At 61.4% G+C, this 19203-nt stretch carries 15 protein-coding genes; 3 read left to right on the top strand and 12 right to left on the bottom strand.

All coding sequences use genetic code 11. The features are described from left to right. Positions 1-124: 124 nt before the first annotated feature. From JQ609_RS23900 to JQ609_RS23855, 10 genes are all read right to left on the bottom strand, one after another. Positions 125-1582, bottom strand: coding sequence for an aldehyde dehydrogenase family protein (locus JQ609_RS23900; RefSeq protein ID WP_212275162.1), 1458 nt, complete (start codon positions 1580-1582; stop codon positions 125-127). Next, entirely contained in the window at positions 1579-2856 is a 1278-nt protein-coding gene (locus tag JQ609_RS23895) for an FAD-binding oxidoreductase (protein WP_212208378.1), read from the bottom strand. Before JQ609_RS23895 ends, JQ609_RS23900 begins: the two co-directional genes overlap by 4 nt. Positions 2857-2928: 72 nt before the next feature. Beyond that, entirely contained in the window at positions 2929-4113 is a 1185-nt protein-coding gene (locus JQ609_RS23890; protein WP_249128339.1) for an alanine racemase, read from the bottom strand. Between the two features lie 11 nt (positions 4114-4124). Next, a complete protein-coding gene (locus JQ609_RS23885) occupies positions 4125-4997 on the bottom strand; it encodes a GNAT family N-acetyltransferase (RefSeq protein WP_212208377.1) in 873 nt (290 codons plus the stop codon). 184 nt (positions 4998-5181) lie between these two features. Then, complete coding sequence (locus JQ609_RS23880; RefSeq protein WP_212208376.1) at positions 5182-6492, bottom strand: FAD-binding oxidoreductase; 1311 nt, start codon at positions 6490-6492, stop codon at positions 5182-5184. 43 nt (positions 6493-6535) lie between these two features. Continuing rightward, positions 6536-7414: an ABC transporter permease gene (locus tag JQ609_RS23875; protein WP_212208375.1), complete on the bottom strand. Its 879-nt coding sequence runs from the start codon at positions 7412-7414 to the stop codon at positions 6536-6538. Positions 7415-7434: 20 nt separating this feature from the next. Beyond that, positions 7435-8385 (bottom strand): ABC transporter permease, encoded by a 951-nt coding sequence (locus tag JQ609_RS23870; RefSeq protein WP_212208374.1) that lies wholly within the window; start codon positions 8383-8385, stop codon positions 7435-7437. 86 nt (positions 8386-8471) lie between these two features. Beyond that, the gene (locus tag JQ609_RS23865; protein WP_212275161.1) at positions 8472-10142 is read right to left on the bottom strand and encodes a peptide ABC transporter substrate-binding protein; all 1671 of its coding nucleotides are present in this window, start codon (positions 10140-10142) and stop codon (positions 8472-8474) included. A gap of 34 nt (positions 10143-10176) precedes the next feature. After that, the gene (locus JQ609_RS23860) at positions 10177-11841 is read right to left on the bottom strand and encodes an ABC transporter ATP-binding protein (RefSeq protein ID WP_212275178.1); all 1665 of its coding nucleotides are present in this window, start codon (positions 11839-11841) and stop codon (positions 10177-10179) included. A gap of 211 nt (positions 11842-12052) precedes the next feature. After that, positions 12053-12250, bottom strand: coding sequence for a hypothetical protein (locus JQ609_RS23855; protein WP_212208372.1), 198 nt, complete (start codon positions 12248-12250; stop codon positions 12053-12055). Positions 12251-12766: 516 nt separating this feature from the next. Between JQ609_RS23855 and JQ609_RS23850 the strand changes: the two genes are divergently transcribed. Together JQ609_RS23850 and JQ609_RS23845 are read left to right on the top strand one after the other, a co-directional pair. Beyond that, positions 12767-14092, top strand: coding sequence for an FAD-binding oxidoreductase (locus tag JQ609_RS23850; protein WP_212275160.1), 1326 nt, complete (start codon positions 12767-12769; stop codon positions 14090-14092). 302 nt (positions 14093-14394) lie between these two features. Then, positions 14395-14871: an Lrp/AsnC family transcriptional regulator gene (locus JQ609_RS23845; protein WP_212208370.1), complete on the top strand. Its 477-nt coding sequence runs from the start codon at positions 14395-14397 to the stop codon at positions 14869-14871. A 191-nt stretch (positions 14872-15062) separates the two neighbouring features. On the opposite strand, the gene JQ609_RS23840 is transcribed toward JQ609_RS23845, so the two are convergent. Beyond that, entirely contained in the window at positions 15063-16439 is a 1377-nt protein-coding gene (locus JQ609_RS23840) for an aspartate aminotransferase family protein (protein ID WP_212208369.1), read from the bottom strand. A gap of 313 nt (positions 16440-16752) precedes the next feature. Here JQ609_RS23840 and JQ609_RS23835 point away from each other — a divergent pair, with 313 nt between their 5' ends. Beyond that, on the top strand, positions 16753-17442 hold the full coding sequence (locus tag JQ609_RS23835) for a haloacid dehalogenase type II (protein ID WP_212208368.1): 690 nt from the start codon (positions 16753-16755) through the stop codon (positions 17440-17442). Between the two features lie 240 nt (positions 17443-17682). Here JQ609_RS23835 and JQ609_RS23830 read toward each other — a convergent pair whose 3' ends face one another. Next, positions 17683-19140 carry an NAD-dependent succinate-semialdehyde dehydrogenase gene (locus tag JQ609_RS23830; RefSeq protein WP_212208367.1) on the bottom strand — a complete coding sequence of 486 codons (1458 nt, stop codon included), beginning with the start codon at positions 19138-19140 and terminating at the stop codon, positions 17683-17685. Between the last annotated feature and the right edge of the window lie 63 nt (positions 19141-19203).

The raw sequence follows: 19203 nt of genomic DNA, 5'->3' as shown, positions 1-19203 counted from the left end.
GACCGCGCTAAGTGATGATCGCCATAAGCCAGGCAATGCCCCGATAGAGTGGGATGGCGATAGTATCGTGGGGAGCCCACATGCGGCACCTTAGTTTTGAACGGCTCGCCCTAGAGGCGGCGTTTCATCGGTAAAACCCGAGAACGGCTTTGGTCTCGAGATATTCCCCCATTCCCTCGAGGCCGTATTCGCGGCCGTTGCCGGAATGCTTGTACCCGCCAAAAGGTGCGTTCGGGTCCCAGTCCGGATAGTTGAGATGGACTTGACCCGACCGGATCCGCCCGGCGACCGCCCGTACCGTCTCCATATCCATGCCCTGCACATGAGCGCCGAGGCCGTAGACAGTGTCGTTGGCGATCTCGACTGCCTCCTCCACTGTATCGTAGGGAATGATCGACAGCACCGGGCCGAAGATCTCCTCCTGCGCAATCTTCATGTCGCGACGGACATTCGAGAAGATCGTCGGCCGCGCATACAGGCCGACCTGAAGGTTGCCGGGCCGCCCCGGTCCGCCGATGACAAGCTTGGCGTCTTCTTCCAGACCGACACCAATCATGGTCTGGACGCGCTCGAACTGCGGCCGGTTGGCGATCGGACCATGGGTTGTGCTTTCCGCGAGCGGATCGCCGACCACCAGTTTAGAAGCAGCCGCCGCGGCGAGAACTTCGACCTCCGCCATCTGCGAGCGGGACACAAGCATACGTGTGGGCGCACTACAGGATTGGCCGAGGTTGCGGAAAGCAGCGCCGACGCCGAGTGGAACGGCCCGGTTCAGCTCGGCGTCCGGCAAAATGACGTTCGGTGACTTGCCGCCGAGTTCCTGGGCGACGCGCTTGACGGTGGGCGCCGCCGCTTGCGCAACGAGAACCCCGGCACGGGTCGAGCCCGTGATCGAGATCATGTCCACCTGGGGATGTGACGCCAGACCGGTCCCCACGATTGGACCTGTTCCGTTGACTAGGTTGAATACACCAGGCGGACACCCGGCATCATCTGCCACCTCGGCGAACAGCAAGGCGCTCAGGGGCGACAATTCGCTCGGCTTCAACACCACCGTGCAGCCAGCCGCGAGCGCCGGACCGACCTTGGCTGTGATCTGGTAGAGAGGCCAGTTCCAGGGGGTGATGAGGCCGCAGACGCCGATGGCCTCGCGCATGATCGCGGTGCCGCCGTGCGGAGTGATGAACGGATAGGTCGCAAGATTGTCGCGCGCGACACGGATGTGTTCGGCGGCCAGCGGCACCTGGGCTCGGCGCGCGTAAGTGATGGCGGCTCCCATCTCGCTCGTGATTGCCTGCGCGAACAGCTCGAGCCGCTCGAGGAGCAAACCATGGATCCGGTCGAGCAGCGCCGCCCTCCCAGCAGCCGGCGTGCGAGACCAGCCGGCGAAGGCTTGTCTGGCGGCGGCGACCGCGTACTCGACATCCTCGTCATTGCCGAGAGCGACTTCGGCGATCGGCTGCTCGGTCGCCGGGTTAACGACGACAGCCGTCGCCGATCCGTGCGGCTCCCGCCATTCTCCGTCGATGTAGAATTTGCCGAGGAAGCCGGCTTCCATCAGGTGTCGAACGGCCGAGGTCATTGAAAGCGATCCTTGATCCGGTAATATGCGCCGACCAGCGGCAGGAACCAGGGAGGACCGAGATGACCTGGAATGGCGGGCCAGGTGAAGTCCTTCCAGGGATTGAGCTCGGTGCGCCCGTCCATGACTTCCGCCATGATCGTCCCCATCAGGGTCGACATCTGGGTGCCATGGCCGCTGTAGCCCATGGAATAGTAGATGCCATTGCGTTCGCCGGCACGTGGCAGCCGGTCGCGCGTCATGTCGACCATCCCGCCCCAGCAATAGTCGATGCGCACGGCGCGAAGCTCGGGAAAGACGTCGTGCAGCGCAGCCTGCAGGATCGCGCCGCTCTTCTCGTCTGAGGCCGGGTTGGAGATGGCGAAACGGGCGCGGCCGCCGAAGAGCAGCCGGTTGTCAGGCGTGGTTCGGAAATAGTTGACCAGGTTCTTCGTATCGACCGCCATTCGGCGCCGCGGCAGGAGCCGATCGAGCGTCGCGATCGGCAAGGGCTCGGTGACGATCAGGAAGGCGCCCACCGGCACGATCCGCCGTCGAATCCAACCCAGCGGTCCGGTATGCGAGGTGCCGCTCGCCAACAGAACCTGCGAGGCCCGAAGCCGGCCCTTCGGTGTCTCGATCTCGTGGCCTCCACCTGCAGCGGGTCGCAGGCCCATCATCGGCGTACGCTCGTGGATCTCGACGCCGCGCCGCGCCGCCGCTTCCCCAAGACCGCGGACGAAGCGTCCGACATGCATGCCGGCGCTCTTGCGGTAGATCAGTCCGCCGTAATAGCGCTCCGATCCGACTTCGCCGGCCAGTTCGGCACGGCTCACCATCGTCGTGTCGGGATCGACACTGACGGCGAGCAATTCCTGGCTGCGCGCCAGCTTGTCATAGTGCTCGGGTTTGGCCGCGAGCTTGATCTTGCCGGTGCGCGCGAAGCTGCAGTCGATCTTCTCTTCCGCGACCAGGCGCTCGACCGTATCGACCCCGGCGTCGAAGGCCCGATAGAGCCGATCGGCGACTTCCTTGCCAAGCCTGGCCGAGAGCGTGCCGTAGTCCTGGGCGAACCCGTTGTTGCACATGCCGCCGTTCCGGCCGGACGCCGCGTGCCCGATCGTCTCGGCTTCGAGGAGCACGACGCGCGCGCCCTTCTTGGCGAGAGCCAGAGCGGCCGAAGAACCGGTCAAGCCACCGCCGATCACCGCAACGTCGCAGGTGCCTTGCACCGGTCCTGCGATGGCGCTCCTGAATGGCTCCGATGTGTCCAACCAATAGGATGTGAGCTTCATATCGACCTCGGATTCTCGCTATCTGAATGCTGGGCATCCGCAAATCGTGACGGCGCAACTCTGTTTGAGAACCTACCAGCCGCGCATTCGCGGCCACTGAGCTTCGATTACGTCGCTTCCCGCGGAGACGACATTGTACAGCTCGTGCTGTGACGCCGTCGCGCAGGCGTGATTGGGCAGGATCCTGACCTTCGTACCGATCGGCAGGTCCGGCAGGGTTGCAGCCGATCCGGATCTGATGGCGAGGATGCCGTGCTCCTGGCTCGCCTGCGCGACGATCAGGTCCGGGTAGAGTTTGCCGGACAGATCGCAGACGAGACCGTAACCCTGGTCGATCCGCTGCGCGGCGGTGCCGCGATCACGTGACAGCGCCATCCAGCCCGCATCGACCAAAACCCAGCCCTTCTCCGGCTTCGTTCCGATGACGGTGGTGAGAACCGAGATCGCGATGTCGTCAGTGGTGCAGACACCGACACCGTGCATCACCAGATCGAAGAACATGTACACACCGGCCCGCATCTCCGTGACGCCGGTCAGGTCTTCGCCGAAATGGGCGGTCGGCGTCGAACCGACGCTCACCACTGAACATTCATGCCCCGCCTCCCGCAGCGTCTCCGCGGCGGCCACAGCCACGGCCCTTTCGTTCTCTGCAGCCGCGACAAGGGTGGCGGGCGTGTAGAGGCTGTAGGATTCGCCGGCATGGGTGAGAATGCCCGCGAGCTTGACGCCGGCCTCGGCCAAGGCGGCTGCGACGGCCATGAGCCTGGGATCGGTGGCGGTCAGCCCGCCGCGGTGGCCGTCGCAGTCGATCTCGATGAAGGCGGATGGCGTCACAGCCGCGGCGCGGCCAGCCTCGCCCAGGATCTTCGCCTGTTCGGACGAATCGAGCAGCACCTTGAGGTCGACGCCGGCTTTCCGGAGACGCATCGCCCTCTCAGCGGTGTGCGGTGCCACGCCCACGGCATAAGTCATGTCACGGAAACCGAAACTCGCGAAGTACTCCGCCTCCGCCAAGGTGGAGACGGTGATCGGCCCGGGCCCGGACGGACAGGCGCGCCGGGCGACTTCGATGGATTTCGCCGTCTTCATGTGGGGCCGCAGCACGACGCCTCGCGCGGCCATACGGGAGGACAGACGGGCGAGATTGCGATCCAGCCGGTCCTTGTCGAGCAGGAGGGCCGGCGTCGCCAGCGCGCCGACCGTCGCGGCCGCCTCGCCGGGTCCGGCATTCGGGATATGCATCTCTACGCGCGGCATCCTGATGTCTCCTAGCCGAATGACTGGTTGGCGAGCGCGAACGTGCGCGCCGGTCCGGTCGATGGCATCTGCGTCCCAAGGACCATGGTGGTGGCGTCGCCGACCTGCTGCAGCCCGATGCCTTCGAGCCACTCCCCGAGTTGCGAGGTCGTAGAGGTATCGACCCGGACGAAAACTCTTCCCAGCGGCGCGAGCGCGGCCTCGATCAATGCGCGCGCATCGGTCGGGCTTTCGGCGACCACGGGACCGATGACATGCCCACGGCCGAAGAGACGGGAAATGGCGTAGCCGCGGGGTATGCCGTCACGCAAGAGGACATAGCCGTCGCCGACCTCGATCAGCCGGCTCAGCATCTCGCGCCTCGTCCATCCGGTGGCCTCGCGATCGAGACCCACGATCGCCCCGAAGTCCGATGGAACCATCGTTCTGACGTCGACGAGCGGCGGCATGTCGCGGCGCTGGCTGGGAATGCCGTGATGCTGGTGCAGCATGCCGATGCTGGCGAAGCCGCGGCGTGCGTAAAGCGCAAGGCCTTCGGTCGTCGAATTCAGCGTGATGATCCGTGGTCGTGCCGCCGCGAGCAGCGCGTCCATCAGCCGGGCCCCGTAACCGCGTCCCTGAACGGCTTTCGAGACGATGATCATTCCGGCGGAAGCATGGGTGTCGCCGTAAGGCCACCAGAGCGCGGTCCCCACCACAGAACCTTTGCTCGTGACCACGAAACCGCTGCCAAGCTGCAGCGCAAATTCCCAATCCTTGAGCAGGTACGGCCAAGACATCTCCTGCGAGAGCTTCAGGGCACCTTCCAGATGCGATCTCGCGAAAGGGACCAGGGCCGCGTCTTCATTCTCGCGATCTCCGGCCTGGGTAGCTGCGGTTGCCATGATGCGTCGACGTCTCTTGCTTGGGTTGCCGGACTAATCGCCAGTGCCTGACGCGGCGAGATCCATTTGACGATGCTCACACGAGCTGCAGCGTATCTTGGGTCCGACAGCATTACGCAATCAGACTGAAGCAAAGTACGGCACAGGATTTCATTGATGATGCATCAGAACAGACGATGTGCCGTCAGCGACGGTCGCGCCACTGCGCGAACCGATCCTGCATCCGATATCCCCAGATGATGGCGGGCATGAACCAGGGATCGCCACGATAGAGCGGGATGGAAGCCGGCGGACGGAAGTCAAAGGCGGTGCGTGCCGCCTCGTCGTGTCCCATCAGCTTGTGGGCCGCATGCATTCCGATCCACGGCGCCCAGACGACGCCTGAGCCGCAGAACCCGGTGGCATAGACCACACCGTCCTTTTCGAAGATGCGCGGGAGCATGTCGCGATTCATCGCCACATTGCCGAACCAGCTGTGCGAAAGGCGGACCTTCTCCAGTTCCGGAAAAAGGTTCATCAGCCCCTTGCGCAGAAGGAGCTTCGGAGCCGCCGGGTTGCCTACACGAGAGCTGTCGCGCCCCCCTAACAGGATACGTTTGCCGTCGGGCGAAGGTCGGTAATAGAAGCCGACCTGGCGGTTCTCCGTCATCATCAAGCGCTTTGGCATCAGCCGCGCCATGACTTCAGGCGCGAGCTCTTCGGTTGCAATGATCCGGCTGCGAACCGGGACCAGCCTGCGGCGCAGGAAGGGTACCGCGCCGTCGGTGTAGCCATTCGTACAAACCAGCACCTGACGCGCCTGTACCGATCCGGCCGAGGTCACGACGCGGAATCCGGAGCCATCCCTCTCGATTGAGATGACCGGCGTGCGCGCATGGACCACCATACCCGAAGCGAGCGCCACGCGAAGGAGTTCAGCGTGAAACTTCGCCGGGTGTAGCCCACCGATATCCATCCGGACCGTGCCACCACGGTAAAAATCGGTGCCGATGTAGTTGCGCTGCTCGGCATACGGAACCGCGTGAGACTCGATCCGCAGTTTCTTCGCGAGCGCGTCAGCGCTGCGCGCCATCGTTTCGTATTGTTCATATCCGAACGCACTTTTGAACTGTCCAACCAGCTGAAAGTCGCATTCGAGCCGTTCCGTCCTGATGAAATCGTACAGGAATTCGCGCGCGAGCTTGCCTTCCGCCTCGATCGCCAGCGCCTTGTCCGCGCCGAAGCGCCGGGAAATCGTCGCGTAATCAGGTCGTATGCTTGCGCTGGTTATTCCACCGTTGCGCGTCGAAGCCCCCTCACCCGGGTCCATTGCATCAAAGGCCGCAACCGAGCGGCCCTCGCGCGCCAGCACCAACCCGGCCGAAAGGCCGGCATAGCCCGCGCCCACGATCAGCACGTCGAGTTTCCTGGGCAATGGCTGTTGAGGCAGCGGTTTTAGCGGTGAGGCCTCCCACCAGTAGGGCGTGTCCTTCTCGGCGAGTCTCGGCTCGTGCATGTAGCTGACTTCTCGTGTTAGAGCGCGGCCCGGGATTGCCGACTCAAATGTGGTCGTCTCGGACGTCGAGCGCATCGCGCAGCCCGTCGCCGATGAAATTGAAGCTTGTCACCGCGATCGTAATCGCGGCGCCGGGAATGATGGCGAGCCAGGGAGCGCTGGCCAGATACTGCTGGGCGCCGTTCAGCATGTTGCCCCAGCTGGGAAGCGGAGGCTGGATCCCATAACCGAGGAAGCTGATATACGCTTCCAGAAGTATCGCACGGGCGACCGTCAAACTGGCGGCCACGATGATCGGACCCATAGCGTTGGGCAAGATCTCCCTGAACATGATGTGCGTTCCGCTCAGCCCCAGCATCCGACCGGCCTGGACAAACTCGCGCTCGCGTAACGAGCGAACCTCAGCCTCGACGATGCGAGCAACTTCCATCCATTTGGTAATGGCGATGATAATCGTGATCATGATGGGGCTGGGCCGCAATGCTGCAGCCAGCGCCAGCACGAGAAAGATCGACGGAAAGGAGAGGAAGCCATCAACTGTACGCATCAGGACTGCGCCGATCCAGCCGCCACGATAGCCTGCGATCACGCCGACGAGTGCTCCGATCACTATCGACAACAGCATCGCCGAGAATCCCACCAGCAACGAGATCCGGCCTGCCATTAACAGTCGAGCCGCCAGGTCGCGCCCCAGCGGATCGGTGCCAAGATAATGATGTCCGGTCATCGGAGGCGCGAAGCGGGCGCGCAAGTCAATGTAGAGCGAGTCATATGGCAACAGATAGGGGCCCAGGACGCACGCCAGCGTCAGCAGCGTGATCATTGCCAGACCTAGCAGCGCCAGGCGGTGGTTGATGAAGCGGAGTACCGCGCGGCTATGCCACCATCGGCTTGGAGCTGCGCTTACGGCGAGAGCGGTCATATCAGTTGGCTCCTGTCTTTTCAGCCCAGACGAATGCGCGGGTCGACGATAGCGACGACGATGTCGGCGATCAGGTTTCCGAGAATGACCAGGATGGCGGAGAACATCAGCAACCCCATCACGACCGGGTAGTCGCTGTAACCGAGGCTGTCGAGAAACAGCCGTCCCATTCCTGGCCAGGTAAAGACCGTCTCGGTCACCAATGCACCCGTTAGAATGCTGGGCAGCTGCACGCCTGCAAGCGTGATCATTGGCAGGAGTGCGTTGCCGACAACATGTTTCAAGAGAATTCGGCGCTCGCTCACGCCCTTGGCGCGGGCAGTTTTGACGAAGTCCTGGCTAATGGCGTCCAGCGTCGCCGTCCGCATGTAGCGGCTCCAGATCGCGACATGGACGAGCGACAGCACCACGCTTGGCAGGATCAGATGGTGCAGGTAATCCAGAACGGAGCCGTCGCCGATAGTGTACATGTTCCCGGCAGGCACCCAACCCAGCTTCAGGGTGAAGACGTAGATCCCGACCAGCCCGAACCAGAAGGTCGGGATCGATAGCGCGACCATGGCGCCGATCGTTGCCAGATAGTCAAACAGCGAATAACGGTGGGTGGCGCCACGGATGCCAATCCAGGTACCGATGGCGATCGCGATCACCGTCGAGGTACCCATCAGCAGGAAGGTGGCAAAGAGATGCCGGCCGATCACCGACAGCACGTACGTGCCGTCGCGCAAGGAGCGGCCCCAGTCGCCCTGCACAAGGCGCCATGCCCAGTCGAAGTACTGGATCCATAGCGGCCTGTTCAATCCCAACTGTTCCGCCAGCCGCTCGATATCCTGTTGGGTCATGCCCGGATCCCGCGCAAATTGCGACAGGGGGCCGCCTGGAATAAGACTCAGAATGGTGAAGCCGATGATCGAGACGATCACCAGCAGCGCGAGGCTCTGTGAGAGGCGATTCAGCAGAAATCCACGCATCCGGCCTTTCCTCCTGTAGCATGAGAAATTCAGTAGTAGGTTGCCGCCCCAACTGGTTTTCGGCAGACGGGCGGCGGCCGCGAATATCAGCTCGCCCAGGACCAGGCGCCGGCATTCCAGGATTCGGTGCGCGTGTTGCCGTTGGACACCGCACCTTGAATCCCCTTCTTGTGCCCCTGCACGGAAACGTTCTGATAAAGCGGCAGCAAGGGCAGGTCATGCCGGACCAGTTCTTGTACGCGGAAGTAAATAGCGCGCCGGGCTTCCGGATCGAAGGTGCGGCTACCTTTCTCCAATAGAGCGTCGACCTCCGGATTGACGTACTGCGCGTTGTTTGAGCCGCGGCCGCCCTTGTTACCGATCGAAAGCGAATGTAAGCGGTTGGTGACGTCCGGGTCTGCGCCGATCAAGTAAGTGCTGCCGACGATCACCGAATCGAAACGCGATCGTTGCCAGTACTCGCCCCACATCACCGCGGCGGGAAGGTTGGAGATGGTCATCTCGACGCCGATCTCTGCAAACGTCTGCTGCAGATACTGCTGCACCTGCTCGCGAAGGGGGTCGCCTGACGTGGTCGAGTTGGTGAAGGACAGACGCACACCGTCTTTTACTCGGATCTTGTCCCGTCCTGGCGCCCAGCCGGCCGCGTCGAGGATCTGCTGCGCCCGCTTGACGTTGAACTCATGCAACGGCAGGCCCGGGTTATGATAGAAAGACTGCCGCGGCATGAAGGTCTCGGTCGGAGTCGGCACGCCGTAATAGAGTCCTTCGATAATCGCCTTCTTGTCGATCGCCGCATAAAGCGCCTGGCGGACCTGCAGTTCCTTGAACTGCGGGCGCTCGACATTCAGGTAAAGAGACTCGAATGAAGATTTGGGCTCCAGCGTCACCACCCGGTTCGGCAGCTTGCGAGCTTCCTGGTAATGATCGGGGGTGATGTACGACTGGCCCACGATGTCCACGTCACCGCTCTTGAATTGGGTGTACAGGACGGTGAGATCGGGAATGTATTTGAAGATCAGCCGCTCGATATGAGGACCTTCACCGAAATAGTTCGAGTTGGCGAGAAGCTCGATACGGTCGCCCGGAACGCGGGTGCCCCACTTGAACGCACCGGTACCGATTGGCGTCTGGTTGAAGGCGGCATTGTTCGGATCAGCTTCCTTCTCCAGGATGTGCTTCGGCACCATGAAGGTTTCGGTCAGGAACGACAGGTACGGTGCGAAAGCCTGCTCCATCCGCCATGTAATCTCGACAGGCGAGACCACGGTGATGTCGCGCACCAACGAGTGGCCCGTTGTACGCCAACTGCGGAAGTTCGGCTTCGTGATGAGTTCGAGGGTGAATTTCACGTCTTCGGCCGTGAAAGGCTTGTCGTCGTGCCAACGGACATCGTCGCGCAAGCGAATCCGCCATTTCAGACCGTCCTCGGAAATACCGCCGTTCTTCTGCGTCGGCACCTCCACCGCGAGGTTCGGCTGGATAACGCCTTTGGGATCGATCCGGAAGAGCGCGTCGAAGAGCGAGAAATGCACGCCGTCATCGACCTCGATATGCGCCATCAGCGGATTGAAGACCGTGGGTTCTTGCGAGAGCCCGACGACAATCCGGCCCTTGGGAGTTCGGGGAGCCTTTTGGCCGAAGGCAGGCTCGGTCAACAGATTGGGCGCGAAGATGCCGGCAGCCCCGCCCAAGGCCATCATTCGCAATGTGTCGCGTCGCGAGTAGTTGGATGCAGATTTGGAATGCTTGGTCATGATTTCCTCCGTGTGGCGGTATCCGTCATTACTCTCATCGATTTGTCGAAGCCTGGCGGGCGTGTTCCGGCTGCTCTCCAGGAATCGCCGCCACCAGTTCGCGCGTGTAGGATGATTTCGGGTTCAGGAAGATCTGCGAGGGCGGTCCGCGTTCGACGATTCGCCCGCGCTGCATCACGGCGATCTCGTCGCAGATCTGGCTGGCCACCCGCAGATCGTGGGTGATGAAGATCATTGAGACACCGGTCTCCCGCTGGATCTGATCCAGCAGTTTCAAGATCTGGGCCTGGATCGACACGTCAAGCGCTGAAACCGCTTCATCGGCAATCAGCAGCGTCGGTTTGAACATCAGCGCCCGGGCAATGCCGATGCGTTGGCGTTGCCCACCGGAGAACTCGTGCGGATAGCGGCCAAAGGCGCCAGCATCCAAACCGACATGGGATAGCAGTCCCCGGGCCTCTTCGCGTGCTTGCGCATAGGGCTTTCCATGCGCGACCGGGCCCACAGTGAGGATATGACCGATCGTCGAGCGCGGGTTGAGGGAGGCGAAAGGATCTTGAAAGATCATCTGGATCCGCGGCCGCAGTGGGCGGAACCCGGCTTCAGAAAGCCCGGCAATGTCGCGGCCCTCGAACAGAATGCGGCCACCGTCACTGTCCATCAGTTTGATCAAAAGCCGCCCTAGCGACGACTTGCCGGAGCCGCTTTCGCCGACGACGCCGAGCGTCCGCCCAGGTGCCAGGTCGAACGATACGTCGTTCACCGCCGGCACAGTCCGCGTGGCGCCGAACCATTTGGCGCCGCTGCGATAGGTTTTCACCAAACCGTTAACCTGCAGGATCGGCGCCTTCCCGGCAGCTTCCAGAGGAATCCGGTCCTTGCCTGTCAGATGTGGGACGGCCGCGATGAGCCGCCGCGTGTAAGGATGGTTGGGGGATTTTAGAACCTGAACGGCGCTGCCCTGCTCGACGACATGGCCTTTCTCCATCACCACGACGCTGTCGGCGATCTCGGCCACCACCCCAAAATCGTGCGTGATGAACATGACGCTCATTCCCTTGCGGCGCTGAATGTCGCGGATCAGCTTCAGGATCTGCGCCTGGGTGGTCACGTCGAGTGCGGTTGTCGGCTCGTCTGCGATCAAGATCGCGGGCTCGAGCGCCAGGGCTATCGCGATCATCACGCGCTGTCGCTGACCACCCGAAAGCCGGAACGGATACTGATGATACATGAGCTGCACATCGGGCAGACCCACTTCGGTCAGCAACTCGATCGCGCGGCTGCGGCGGGATTTCGGTGTGCCGACGCCATGCGCCGCCATGGCTTCGTCGATCTGCGCACCCACCGTCATCAACGGATTGAGCGCTGAAAGCGGGTCCTGAAAGATCATTGACACGACCCGTCCGCGCAGGCCGCGCAGCTTGTCGGCAGGCAGACCCGCGATGTTCCTTCCGTCGAGGTGGATTGCGCCAGAGGAAACCCGGATCACCTTGGGCAGAAGTCCCATGATCGCGTTGGCCGTGACCGACTTTCCCGAGCCGGATTCTCCAATGATGCACAAGATCTGGCCGCGCTTCAGATCGAAGGAGATATTCTCGACGGCAAAGGCCCGCTCCATCCCTCCCGGCAGGCTTACGCAAAGGTCGCGCACCGAGAGCGCCACGTCCTGGGAGTCTGCAGCCTGGATGCTAGAGGCCATCAGAGTATCCTTCCCTTTCAACGGCATCGGGACATCCTGCTGCGAATTGAGACTTCGGACGCTTTTGGCTGCGCGATCGGACAGGTCGAGAACTCGCCGTTCATACTGGCATTCCCCGGTCGGAAGCTGCGACATGGATTCTGACCTCTATGCTCGACGAGCAAGAGCTGTGCCGCTCAAGACGCGGCGTTGCCCGCGTTCGCCAACCCCGTCAGTGAGCGAAACTGATCGTCGGCTTGGTGAACTGCCCAGCCTCGGCCGCGATGAGGGAAGGTCCATCCTCAGTCACGCTCTCGAAATCGATCATCGTACCTGCGACATCGAAGCTTGTGTAGCGGAACGCCATGAGAGGCGTGACGGCTTTCGCTAAGGTCAGTTCCTCGGCAAGGCCCATGTCGATGGCTCCCATTATGATCCTCGACGCATTGATCGAGATTCTTGCTTGATGCTCACGAGTTTGGCCGCTTCGGTCCTCCCAGAGTCGCCGAAACGCGGCACGCGGGCGGCAGGAACTTCTGAAAAGGAAGTCCGATTTGGCATTTCGCTCTGCCCTGCGCTGCCTCCAGCATCAACCAGGGGACGCGCGCCCGATACGTCCGCGGCTGACGAGAACCCCCCGCACGCTTGTCCGTAAAGTTCGTCAGCTTGGCACTTTCCGCCCCCGCGGCAAGGACCCGGTGGGCTCGAAGACAGCCTGCATGCTCGTTCATCGCTGCACGCCCTCATTCTCGACTGACGCCGATCTGATTGCGGAGAGCATATGCCTGGTCTCTGCCTCTGAGTTACGGTGCGAGCGATCTGTTCTCGCAACAAAAGCTTGTAATGAAGGTAGCAAACCGCAGGATATTCCGTCTGGCCAGAAAACTCGGCAAGGCGCATCCGCGGAAGCTCGGTACGATACCTCAAACGCCGGAGTCCTCGCTCGATGAGCGCGCCACTGATGCATATCGAATCCGGTCAGTCTCTGCCTCGAGAGGCTGACGTCGTCGTCATTGGCGGCGGCGTGGTGGGCGTGTTCACGGCCTACTATCTTGCCCGCCGCGGCGTTAAGGTCTCCTTGCTCGAAAAGGGGCGTGTCGCCGCCGAGCAGTCCAGCCGCAACTGGGGATGGTGTCGTCAACAGAATCGCGATGCACGCGAGCTACCGATCGCCACCAAGAGTCTCGATCTCTGGGAGAGAGTAGCACAGGAGACCGGGGAAGACACCGGTTTCCGCCGCTGCGGGCTTCTCTATCTGTCGAACGACGAGAAAGAGCTGACCGGCTGGGCGAACTGGCGCGATTTTGCAAGGACGGTCGGCGTTACGACGCACATGTTGAGCACGGAAGAAGCGAGCGAGAGAGGCAAAGCGACGGGCCGTAAATGGAAAGGCGGCGTCTTCTCGCCAACCGACGGAACGGCGGACCCTTCGAAGGCTGTGCCCGTCGCCGCGCGTGCGATCATGACGGCTGGCGGCACGGTGCACCAGCACTGCGCCGCTCGCGGCGTAGAACTCAGTGCCGGCCGGGTGAGCGGCGTGGTGACCGAACTGGGCACTATCCGGACGAAGACGGTGGTCATGGCAGGAGGGGCGTGGGCTTCTTCTTTCTGCAACCAGCTCGGCATTCGCTTCCCGCAGGCTTCCGTTCGCCAATCCATTCTCGCGACGGCTCCAGGCGCAGCCGGTCTGCCCGATGCCCTGCACACTGCGCTCGTGTCACTTACGCGGCGCAGCAGCGGCGGGTACACGCTGGCAATTAGCGGGCGCGCGCGAGTCGATCCAACGCCGCAGCAATTCAGGTTCGGCCGCGAATTCGTACCGATGTTCGCTCGCCGCTGGCGCAGTCTCGCCCCTGGCGCATTCGAGGGCATCCGCCATGGTCACGAATCCCTGGCGAAATGGGCGCTCGGTGAGGTGACCCCGATGGAGCTGAACCGGACACTCAACCCCCGCCCCGACATGCGGCAGATTCGGGCGACTCATCAAAGAGCTTGCGAATTGCTGCCCGAGCTTCGGCGCGTCGCAATCTCCAATGTCTGGGCCGGCTATATCGACAGCACACCGGATGGCGTTCCCGCAATCGGTGAAGTGGAGGCGATTCCAGGCTTTATCCTCGCGGCCGGATTCAGCGGTCATGGTTTCGGGATTGGTCCTGGCGCGGGACATATGATTGCCGACATCATCACCGGCAGCGAGCCGATCGTCGATCCGCGTCCCTACAGGCCGGAGCGTCTGAAAATGGGCGCTTGGGGCAAGGTCGCCGATTTCTGAAAAGCCTGCTCCGGGAATATTCGATTGACGGACGCCGGGGGTGGCATCACCTTAGAGGCCACCCGGCGTGTCTTCATGGGCGAACACACGGTGGCCTGCCGAGGTGGCACGGGAGTTGATGCTATGAAAGCGCGCATGTTGCCGACGCCTCAGAGTAACGATTGCCATCGTCGCCCCAATTACTCCGCCGGAATACCGTCCGCCCTGGCGGGCGCGGGCAGCCTCGGGGGTAGATCGACCGCCAACATGGACGCCAGAGGGCTTCGGCGAGCCGCGGCTCGAAAGGCTGGTGGGGCCGTCCTATGAAGCTCGACAAGATCGACATACGGATTTTATGCGAACTGCAGAAAAATGGACGGATTTCCAACGTCGAACTCGCGGAGCTGATTCACCTTTCTCCGAGCCCGTGCTTGATGCGCGTCAAAAGGCTCCAGACGGAGGGCTTCATCACCGGTTACTCCGCTCAGATCGATGTTTCAAAGCTTGGACAAACTCTGACCGTCTTCGCCGAGATCACGCTCAAAAACCACCGCCAGATCGATTTCGCTCGCTTTCTCACAACCATCGAAAAGTTGGATTCGGTCGTCGAATGCCATCTGGTTTCGGGCGGATATGACTACCTCGTGAAGTTTATCACAGCTGGAATAAGTGAATACCAGGCGGTTATGGAACGTCTCGTCGAACTGGATATTGGCATCGATAAGTACTTCAGTTTTGTCGTACTGAAGTCGCCTATCGTGAAATCCCATCTGCCTCTCGAAAGCATATTCAACAGCTAACGAACAGATCCCCGGCCCGTGGCAATGACTTCAGCAGATTGCCGCACCGACGATGCTGCCCAAGACTTGCTACTCGCCGCCGATCGGGGTGACGTCGCACGTCGCGGGAATGGTCGGTCGATGCGATATTTCGCTGCACCTGCGCCAAGTTGCTCTGAACCAAGGGGCGCATCAATGACGGGTGCAGATGATTATCCTTTCATCGCCGCGCGGACGTCCCTGTCTTCGAGCGTTTGGTCAAGCGTCATCCGAGTTCGTTCGATGATGCCGTCAATCTCCTCATGCGTGCAGCAAAGCGGCGGCGCATAGCCCAGCACGCCCTGGGCAAAGGCGCGGATGACGAGGCCGTTATCCCATGCGCGGTCGAAGATGCGGCGCGCCGCGTCGGCCTCCGGTGGAAGGGGCGTCTTGCGCTCCTTGTCCGTGACAAGTTCGATGGCGGCCAGCATGCCGCGACCACGGACATCGCCGACAAGCGGATGATCGCCAAGGGAGCGAAGCCCCTCCATCAGGCGGTGCCCGGCCTTGCGTCCGTTCTCCAGCAAGCCATTTTTGTAAAGGTCAAGGCACGCGAGCCCAACCGCCGCACTGACGGGATGTGCAGAATAGGTGTAGCCATGGCCGACGGCCGCCTTGCCGGCCCCGTCCGCGATCGTATTGTAAACGCGGTCCGACATGAACACGGCTCCCATCGGCACATAGCCCGACGTCAGTCCCTTTGCGGTGGTCATGAAATCCGGCACGACATCGTCTTCTTCGCAGGCGAAAAGAGGCCCGACACGACCAAAGCCAGTGATGACCTCATCGGCAACGAACAGAATATCGTTCTCCTTGCAAACCGCGTGCATGGCTTTCAGCCAGGACGGTGGTGGCACGAGAACGCCCCCTGACCCCTGAATTGGCTCGACATAGAAAGCCGCAACCCGACCTGCGCCCAGTTCGGCGATCTTCGCTCGCAGGGCCGCGGCCGACGCATCAATGATCGCCTGGGGATGGGAGCCGACAGGATTGCGATAGGCATAGTGCGACGGAATTTTGTGTTGCCAGCTGTAAGGCACCCCAAAGCCCGCATGAAAGGCGGGCAATGCTGTCAAACCGGCCCCCGCCGTCGAGGATCCATGATAGCCTTGCTCCACAGAGATGAACTGGTCCTTCTGCGGGATGCCCTTGGCGTGATAGTAGTACCGAATGAAGCGGATCGTGCTGTCGACCGCATCGGAACCACCGAGTGTGAAATAGACATGGTTCAGATCGCCGGGCGCCAGTTCAGCCAGTCTGGCGGCGAGACGAATGGCCGGCTCGGAGCCCAACCCGAAATAGCCTGTCGCATAGGGCAGTTCGCGGAGTTGCCTCGTTGCTGCTTCAACGATGCTGTCTTGTCCGTACCCGGCATTGACACACCACAGGCCAGCAAACCCGTCGAGCAACTGATGTCCCGAGGCATCGGTCAGGGTCGCGCCCTTCGCTGATTTTATCACCCGCACGCCCAACGCCTCATGGCTGCGATACGATGAGACCGGGTGAATCAGATGCGCGCGGTCCAACTCGATCAGCGAATTGCTCAACATTTTCATTCTCCAAATCAACCCGAAGAGCAAAGTACGATATCGAGGACGGCAGTTGCTCCCAAGCAGCGTCCGGACCAAAGGAGTTGTCACTTTCGTTGGTGATCGATGCCGCATCTTATGCCGGAGCAGGTCCGCCGCGTCGCGGTGCTGCTCAATTCGAAAGGTTGCCCGGCGCAACTCTCTGCCAAAGCTTTGATCCGATACGACACAATCTGCTTCCGGCTCCAGCGAAAGCGGCGCTTTATCTTACGAGATGCTCGTTATGATGCTGTCGTACCGGCGCAGTGCCGAGAGGATTGGAGGATTCCACGCCATGACGAAGTTCCGACCGAAATACATCACTTTCGATTGCTACGGCACGCTGACGAATTTCGACATGGCCGGCGCGGCAAGGAGAGTCTACGGCTCCCAGCTTTCCCCCACGGCGATGGCAAGTTTCATCAAGGATTTCTCAGCCTATCGCCTGGACGAGGTTCTTGGCGCATGGAAGCCCTACTCCGAGGTCGTGTACAATTCGCTGGAGCGCGCCTGCAAACGCAATGGGGTGGCATTTCGGCCGGAGCATGCCCAGCGCATCAATGACGAGGTTCCCACATGGGGTCCACATCCCGACGTTCCGGCAGGCCTCGCCCGGGTTGCGAAAGAGATCCCGCTGGTCATCCTGTCGAACTCCATGAAGAACCTCATCATGTCGAACGTGGAGAAGCTCGGCGCCCCCTTCCACATGGTGATCACGGCCGAGGAGACTGGCGCCTACAAACCGCACATGAAGGGCTTTGAGTACATGCTGGACAAGCTGGGCTGCGGTCCGGAAGACATAACTCACGTCTCATCCTCCTTCCGCTACGACCTGATGACGGCCTATGACATGGGCATAAAGAGCAAGGTATGGGTGAACCGCGGTCATGAACCCGCGAACCCCTTCTATCAGTACACCGAGGTCGATGACATCGGCGGGCTCGCCGCGGCAGTCGGTTTGGAGCCGCTTCGAAAGAGCGCGTGAACGCGTATCCTTCTCGGGCCCTTTCGCGGCACTTCAGACCTTCGAAAACTTCAATAGAGACCGATGCGTGATGAATAAAGGGGGCGGTTCCAGCCGCCCCCTTCTCCGTGTTTCGGTTAGTCATCCGATCGACATTGCGTTACTTCGCGGTTGAGGCATCATCCTATTTATGCGCGGACCCGCCCCGCCTCGAAATCGAAAACCCCTTCGATTCCTTTCCCGGAACTGGGAAGCGGCCCCTCATTCCAACCCGCCGACATGAAGTGTTTTGATCTCGATATATTCTTCTATCCCGAGTTGGGATCCCTCGCGACCTAGTCCCGACTGCTTTACGCCGCCGAAAGGCGCAACCTCGGTTGAGATCAGGCCGGTGTTCAAGCCCACCATTCCGAACTCCAGCGCGTCGGCAACACGCCATGAGCGCTTGAGGTTCTCCGTGTAGAAATAGGCAGCAAGGCCGAATGGCGTGCCGTTTGCGATCGCAATCGCTTCGTCCTCGGTCTTGAAGCGGAAAAGCGGAGCGACCGGTCCGAAGGTCTCTTCTGAAGCCAAGAGCATCTCGGTCGTTGCGTCACCGAGCACGACGGGACGGGCATATTGCCGACCTTCCGGCATACCTTCACTCTGCGAGATGATCCTCGCGCCTTTATCCAAGGCGTCTGAGACGTGTCGCTTGATCTTCTCTATCGCCGCGCCATTGATCATCGGCCCGATTGCGACCCCTTCTTCCGTGCCGGCGCCGACCTTCATATTCGCTACCCGGCTGGCGAGTTTTTCTGCAAAAGCGTCGTAAACACCTGATTGTACGAGGATGCGATTGCAGCAGACGCAAGTCTGTCCACCATTGCGGAACTTCGACGCAATCGCGCCCTCCACCGCCAGGTCGACGTCGGCGTCGTCAAAGACGATGAAGGGCGCATTACCGCCGAGTTCAAGACTGAGCTTCTTGATGTTGTCGGCGGCGCCTTTCATCAGCAACGCGCCTACGCGAGTCGATCCGGTAAACGAGATCTTGCGCACGGCTTCGTTGGCCATCAGCTCATTGCCGATTTCCGCGGGCATGCCCGTCACGATATTGATGACGCCCGCCGGAATCCCTGCCCGCTCCGCCAGAACGCCGATCGCGAGCGCCGAAAAAGGCGTGAGTTCAGATGGCTTGATGACCACGGTGCAGCCCGCAGCCAGCGCTGGGGCCACCTTGCGCGTAATCATGGCGTTAGGGAAATTCCAGGGGGTGATAATCCCGCAGACACCTACCGCCTCTTTCAGCACCAGAATGCGGCGGTCGGCAGTGGGTGAAGGGATAGTCGATCCATTGATCCTGCGTGCCTCTTCCGCAAACCATTTTACGAAGGATGCCCCATAGCGGATCTCTCCGAGCGATTCGGCGAGCGGCTTGCCCTGTTCCAGCGTCAGCAAAAGCGCCAGATCTTGCTCATGTTGCCGCATGAGCTCATGCCATCGCTCCAAGAGCGCTGCACGCTCAGCATGAGGCTTTTTCTTCCAGTGCTTGAAAGCATCGGCCGCAGCGTCAATTGCAGCCCAGGTCTCGTCGCGGCCCATATCGGGAATGGTGCCGAGAACCTGCTGCCTGGCAGGATCGATGACATCGACGGTCGATTTCGCGTTCGCATCCCGCCAGTTGCCGCCGATCAACGCCTGCTGGCGAAACAGATCCTTGTCCTTCAATGCGATCATCTTCTTTTCCCTTCGGGGCCAATCCCGCCGTTACTGCGATGCGTAGTCGCTTCTTGTCCTTGC

The organism is Bradyrhizobium sp. AUGA SZCCT0169 (genome assembly GCF_018130085.1).
Taxonomy (GTDB): domain Bacteria; phylum Pseudomonadota; class Alphaproteobacteria; order Rhizobiales; family Xanthobacteraceae; genus Bradyrhizobium.
The sequence above is the reverse complement of the archived record's forward strand: the minus strand, read 5'-3'. Positions and strand labels throughout refer to the sequence as shown.

Coding starts and splice junctions, on each gene's coding strand:
- JQ609_RS23900 (WP_212275162.1), bottom strand. CDS start 1,582: ATGACCTCGGCCGTTCGACACCTGATGGAAGCCGGCTTCCTCGGCAAA.
- JQ609_RS23895 (WP_212208378.1), bottom strand. CDS start 2,856: ATGAAGCTCACATCCTATTGGTTGGACACATCGGAGCCATTCAGGAGC.
- JQ609_RS23890 (WP_249128339.1), bottom strand. CDS start 4,113: ATGCCGCGCGTAGAGATGCATATCCCGAATGCCGGACCCGGCGAGGCG.
- JQ609_RS23885 (WP_212208377.1), bottom strand. CDS start 4,997: ATGGCAACCGCAGCTACCCAGGCCGGAGATCGCGAGAATGAAGACGCG.
- JQ609_RS23880 (WP_212208376.1), bottom strand. CDS start 6,492: ATGCACGAGCCGAGACTCGCCGAGAAGGACACGCCCTACTGGTGGGAG.
- JQ609_RS23875 (WP_212208375.1), bottom strand. CDS start 7,414: ATGACCGCTCTCGCCGTAAGCGCAGCTCCAAGCCGATGGTGGCATAGC.
- JQ609_RS23870 (WP_212208374.1), bottom strand. CDS start 8,385: ATGCGTGGATTTCTGCTGAATCGCCTCTCACAGAGCCTCGCGCTGCTG.
- JQ609_RS23865 (WP_212275161.1), bottom strand. CDS start 10,142: ATGACCAAGCATTCCAAATCTGCATCCAACTACTCGCGACGCGACACA.
- JQ609_RS23860 (WP_212275178.1), bottom strand. CDS start 11,841: ATGGCCTCTAGCATCCAGGCTGCAGACTCCCAGGACGTGGCGCTCTCG.
- JQ609_RS23855 (WP_212208372.1), bottom strand. CDS start 12,250: ATGGGAGCCATCGACATGGGCCTTGCCGAGGAACTGACCTTAGCGAAA.
- JQ609_RS23850 (WP_212275160.1), top strand. CDS start 12,767: ATGAGCGCGCCACTGATGCATATCGAATCCGGTCAGTCTCTGCCTCGA.
- JQ609_RS23845 (WP_212208370.1), top strand. CDS start 14,395: ATGAAGCTCGACAAGATCGACATACGGATTTTATGCGAACTGCAGAAA.
- JQ609_RS23840 (WP_212208369.1), bottom strand. CDS start 16,439: ATGTTGAGCAATTCGCTGATCGAGTTGGACCGCGCGCATCTGATTCAC.
- JQ609_RS23835 (WP_212208368.1), top strand. CDS start 16,753: ATGACGAAGTTCCGACCGAAATACATCACTTTCGATTGCTACGGCACG.
- JQ609_RS23830 (WP_212208367.1), bottom strand. CDS start 19,140: ATGATCGCATTGAAGGACAAGGATCTGTTTCGCCAGCAGGCGTTGATC.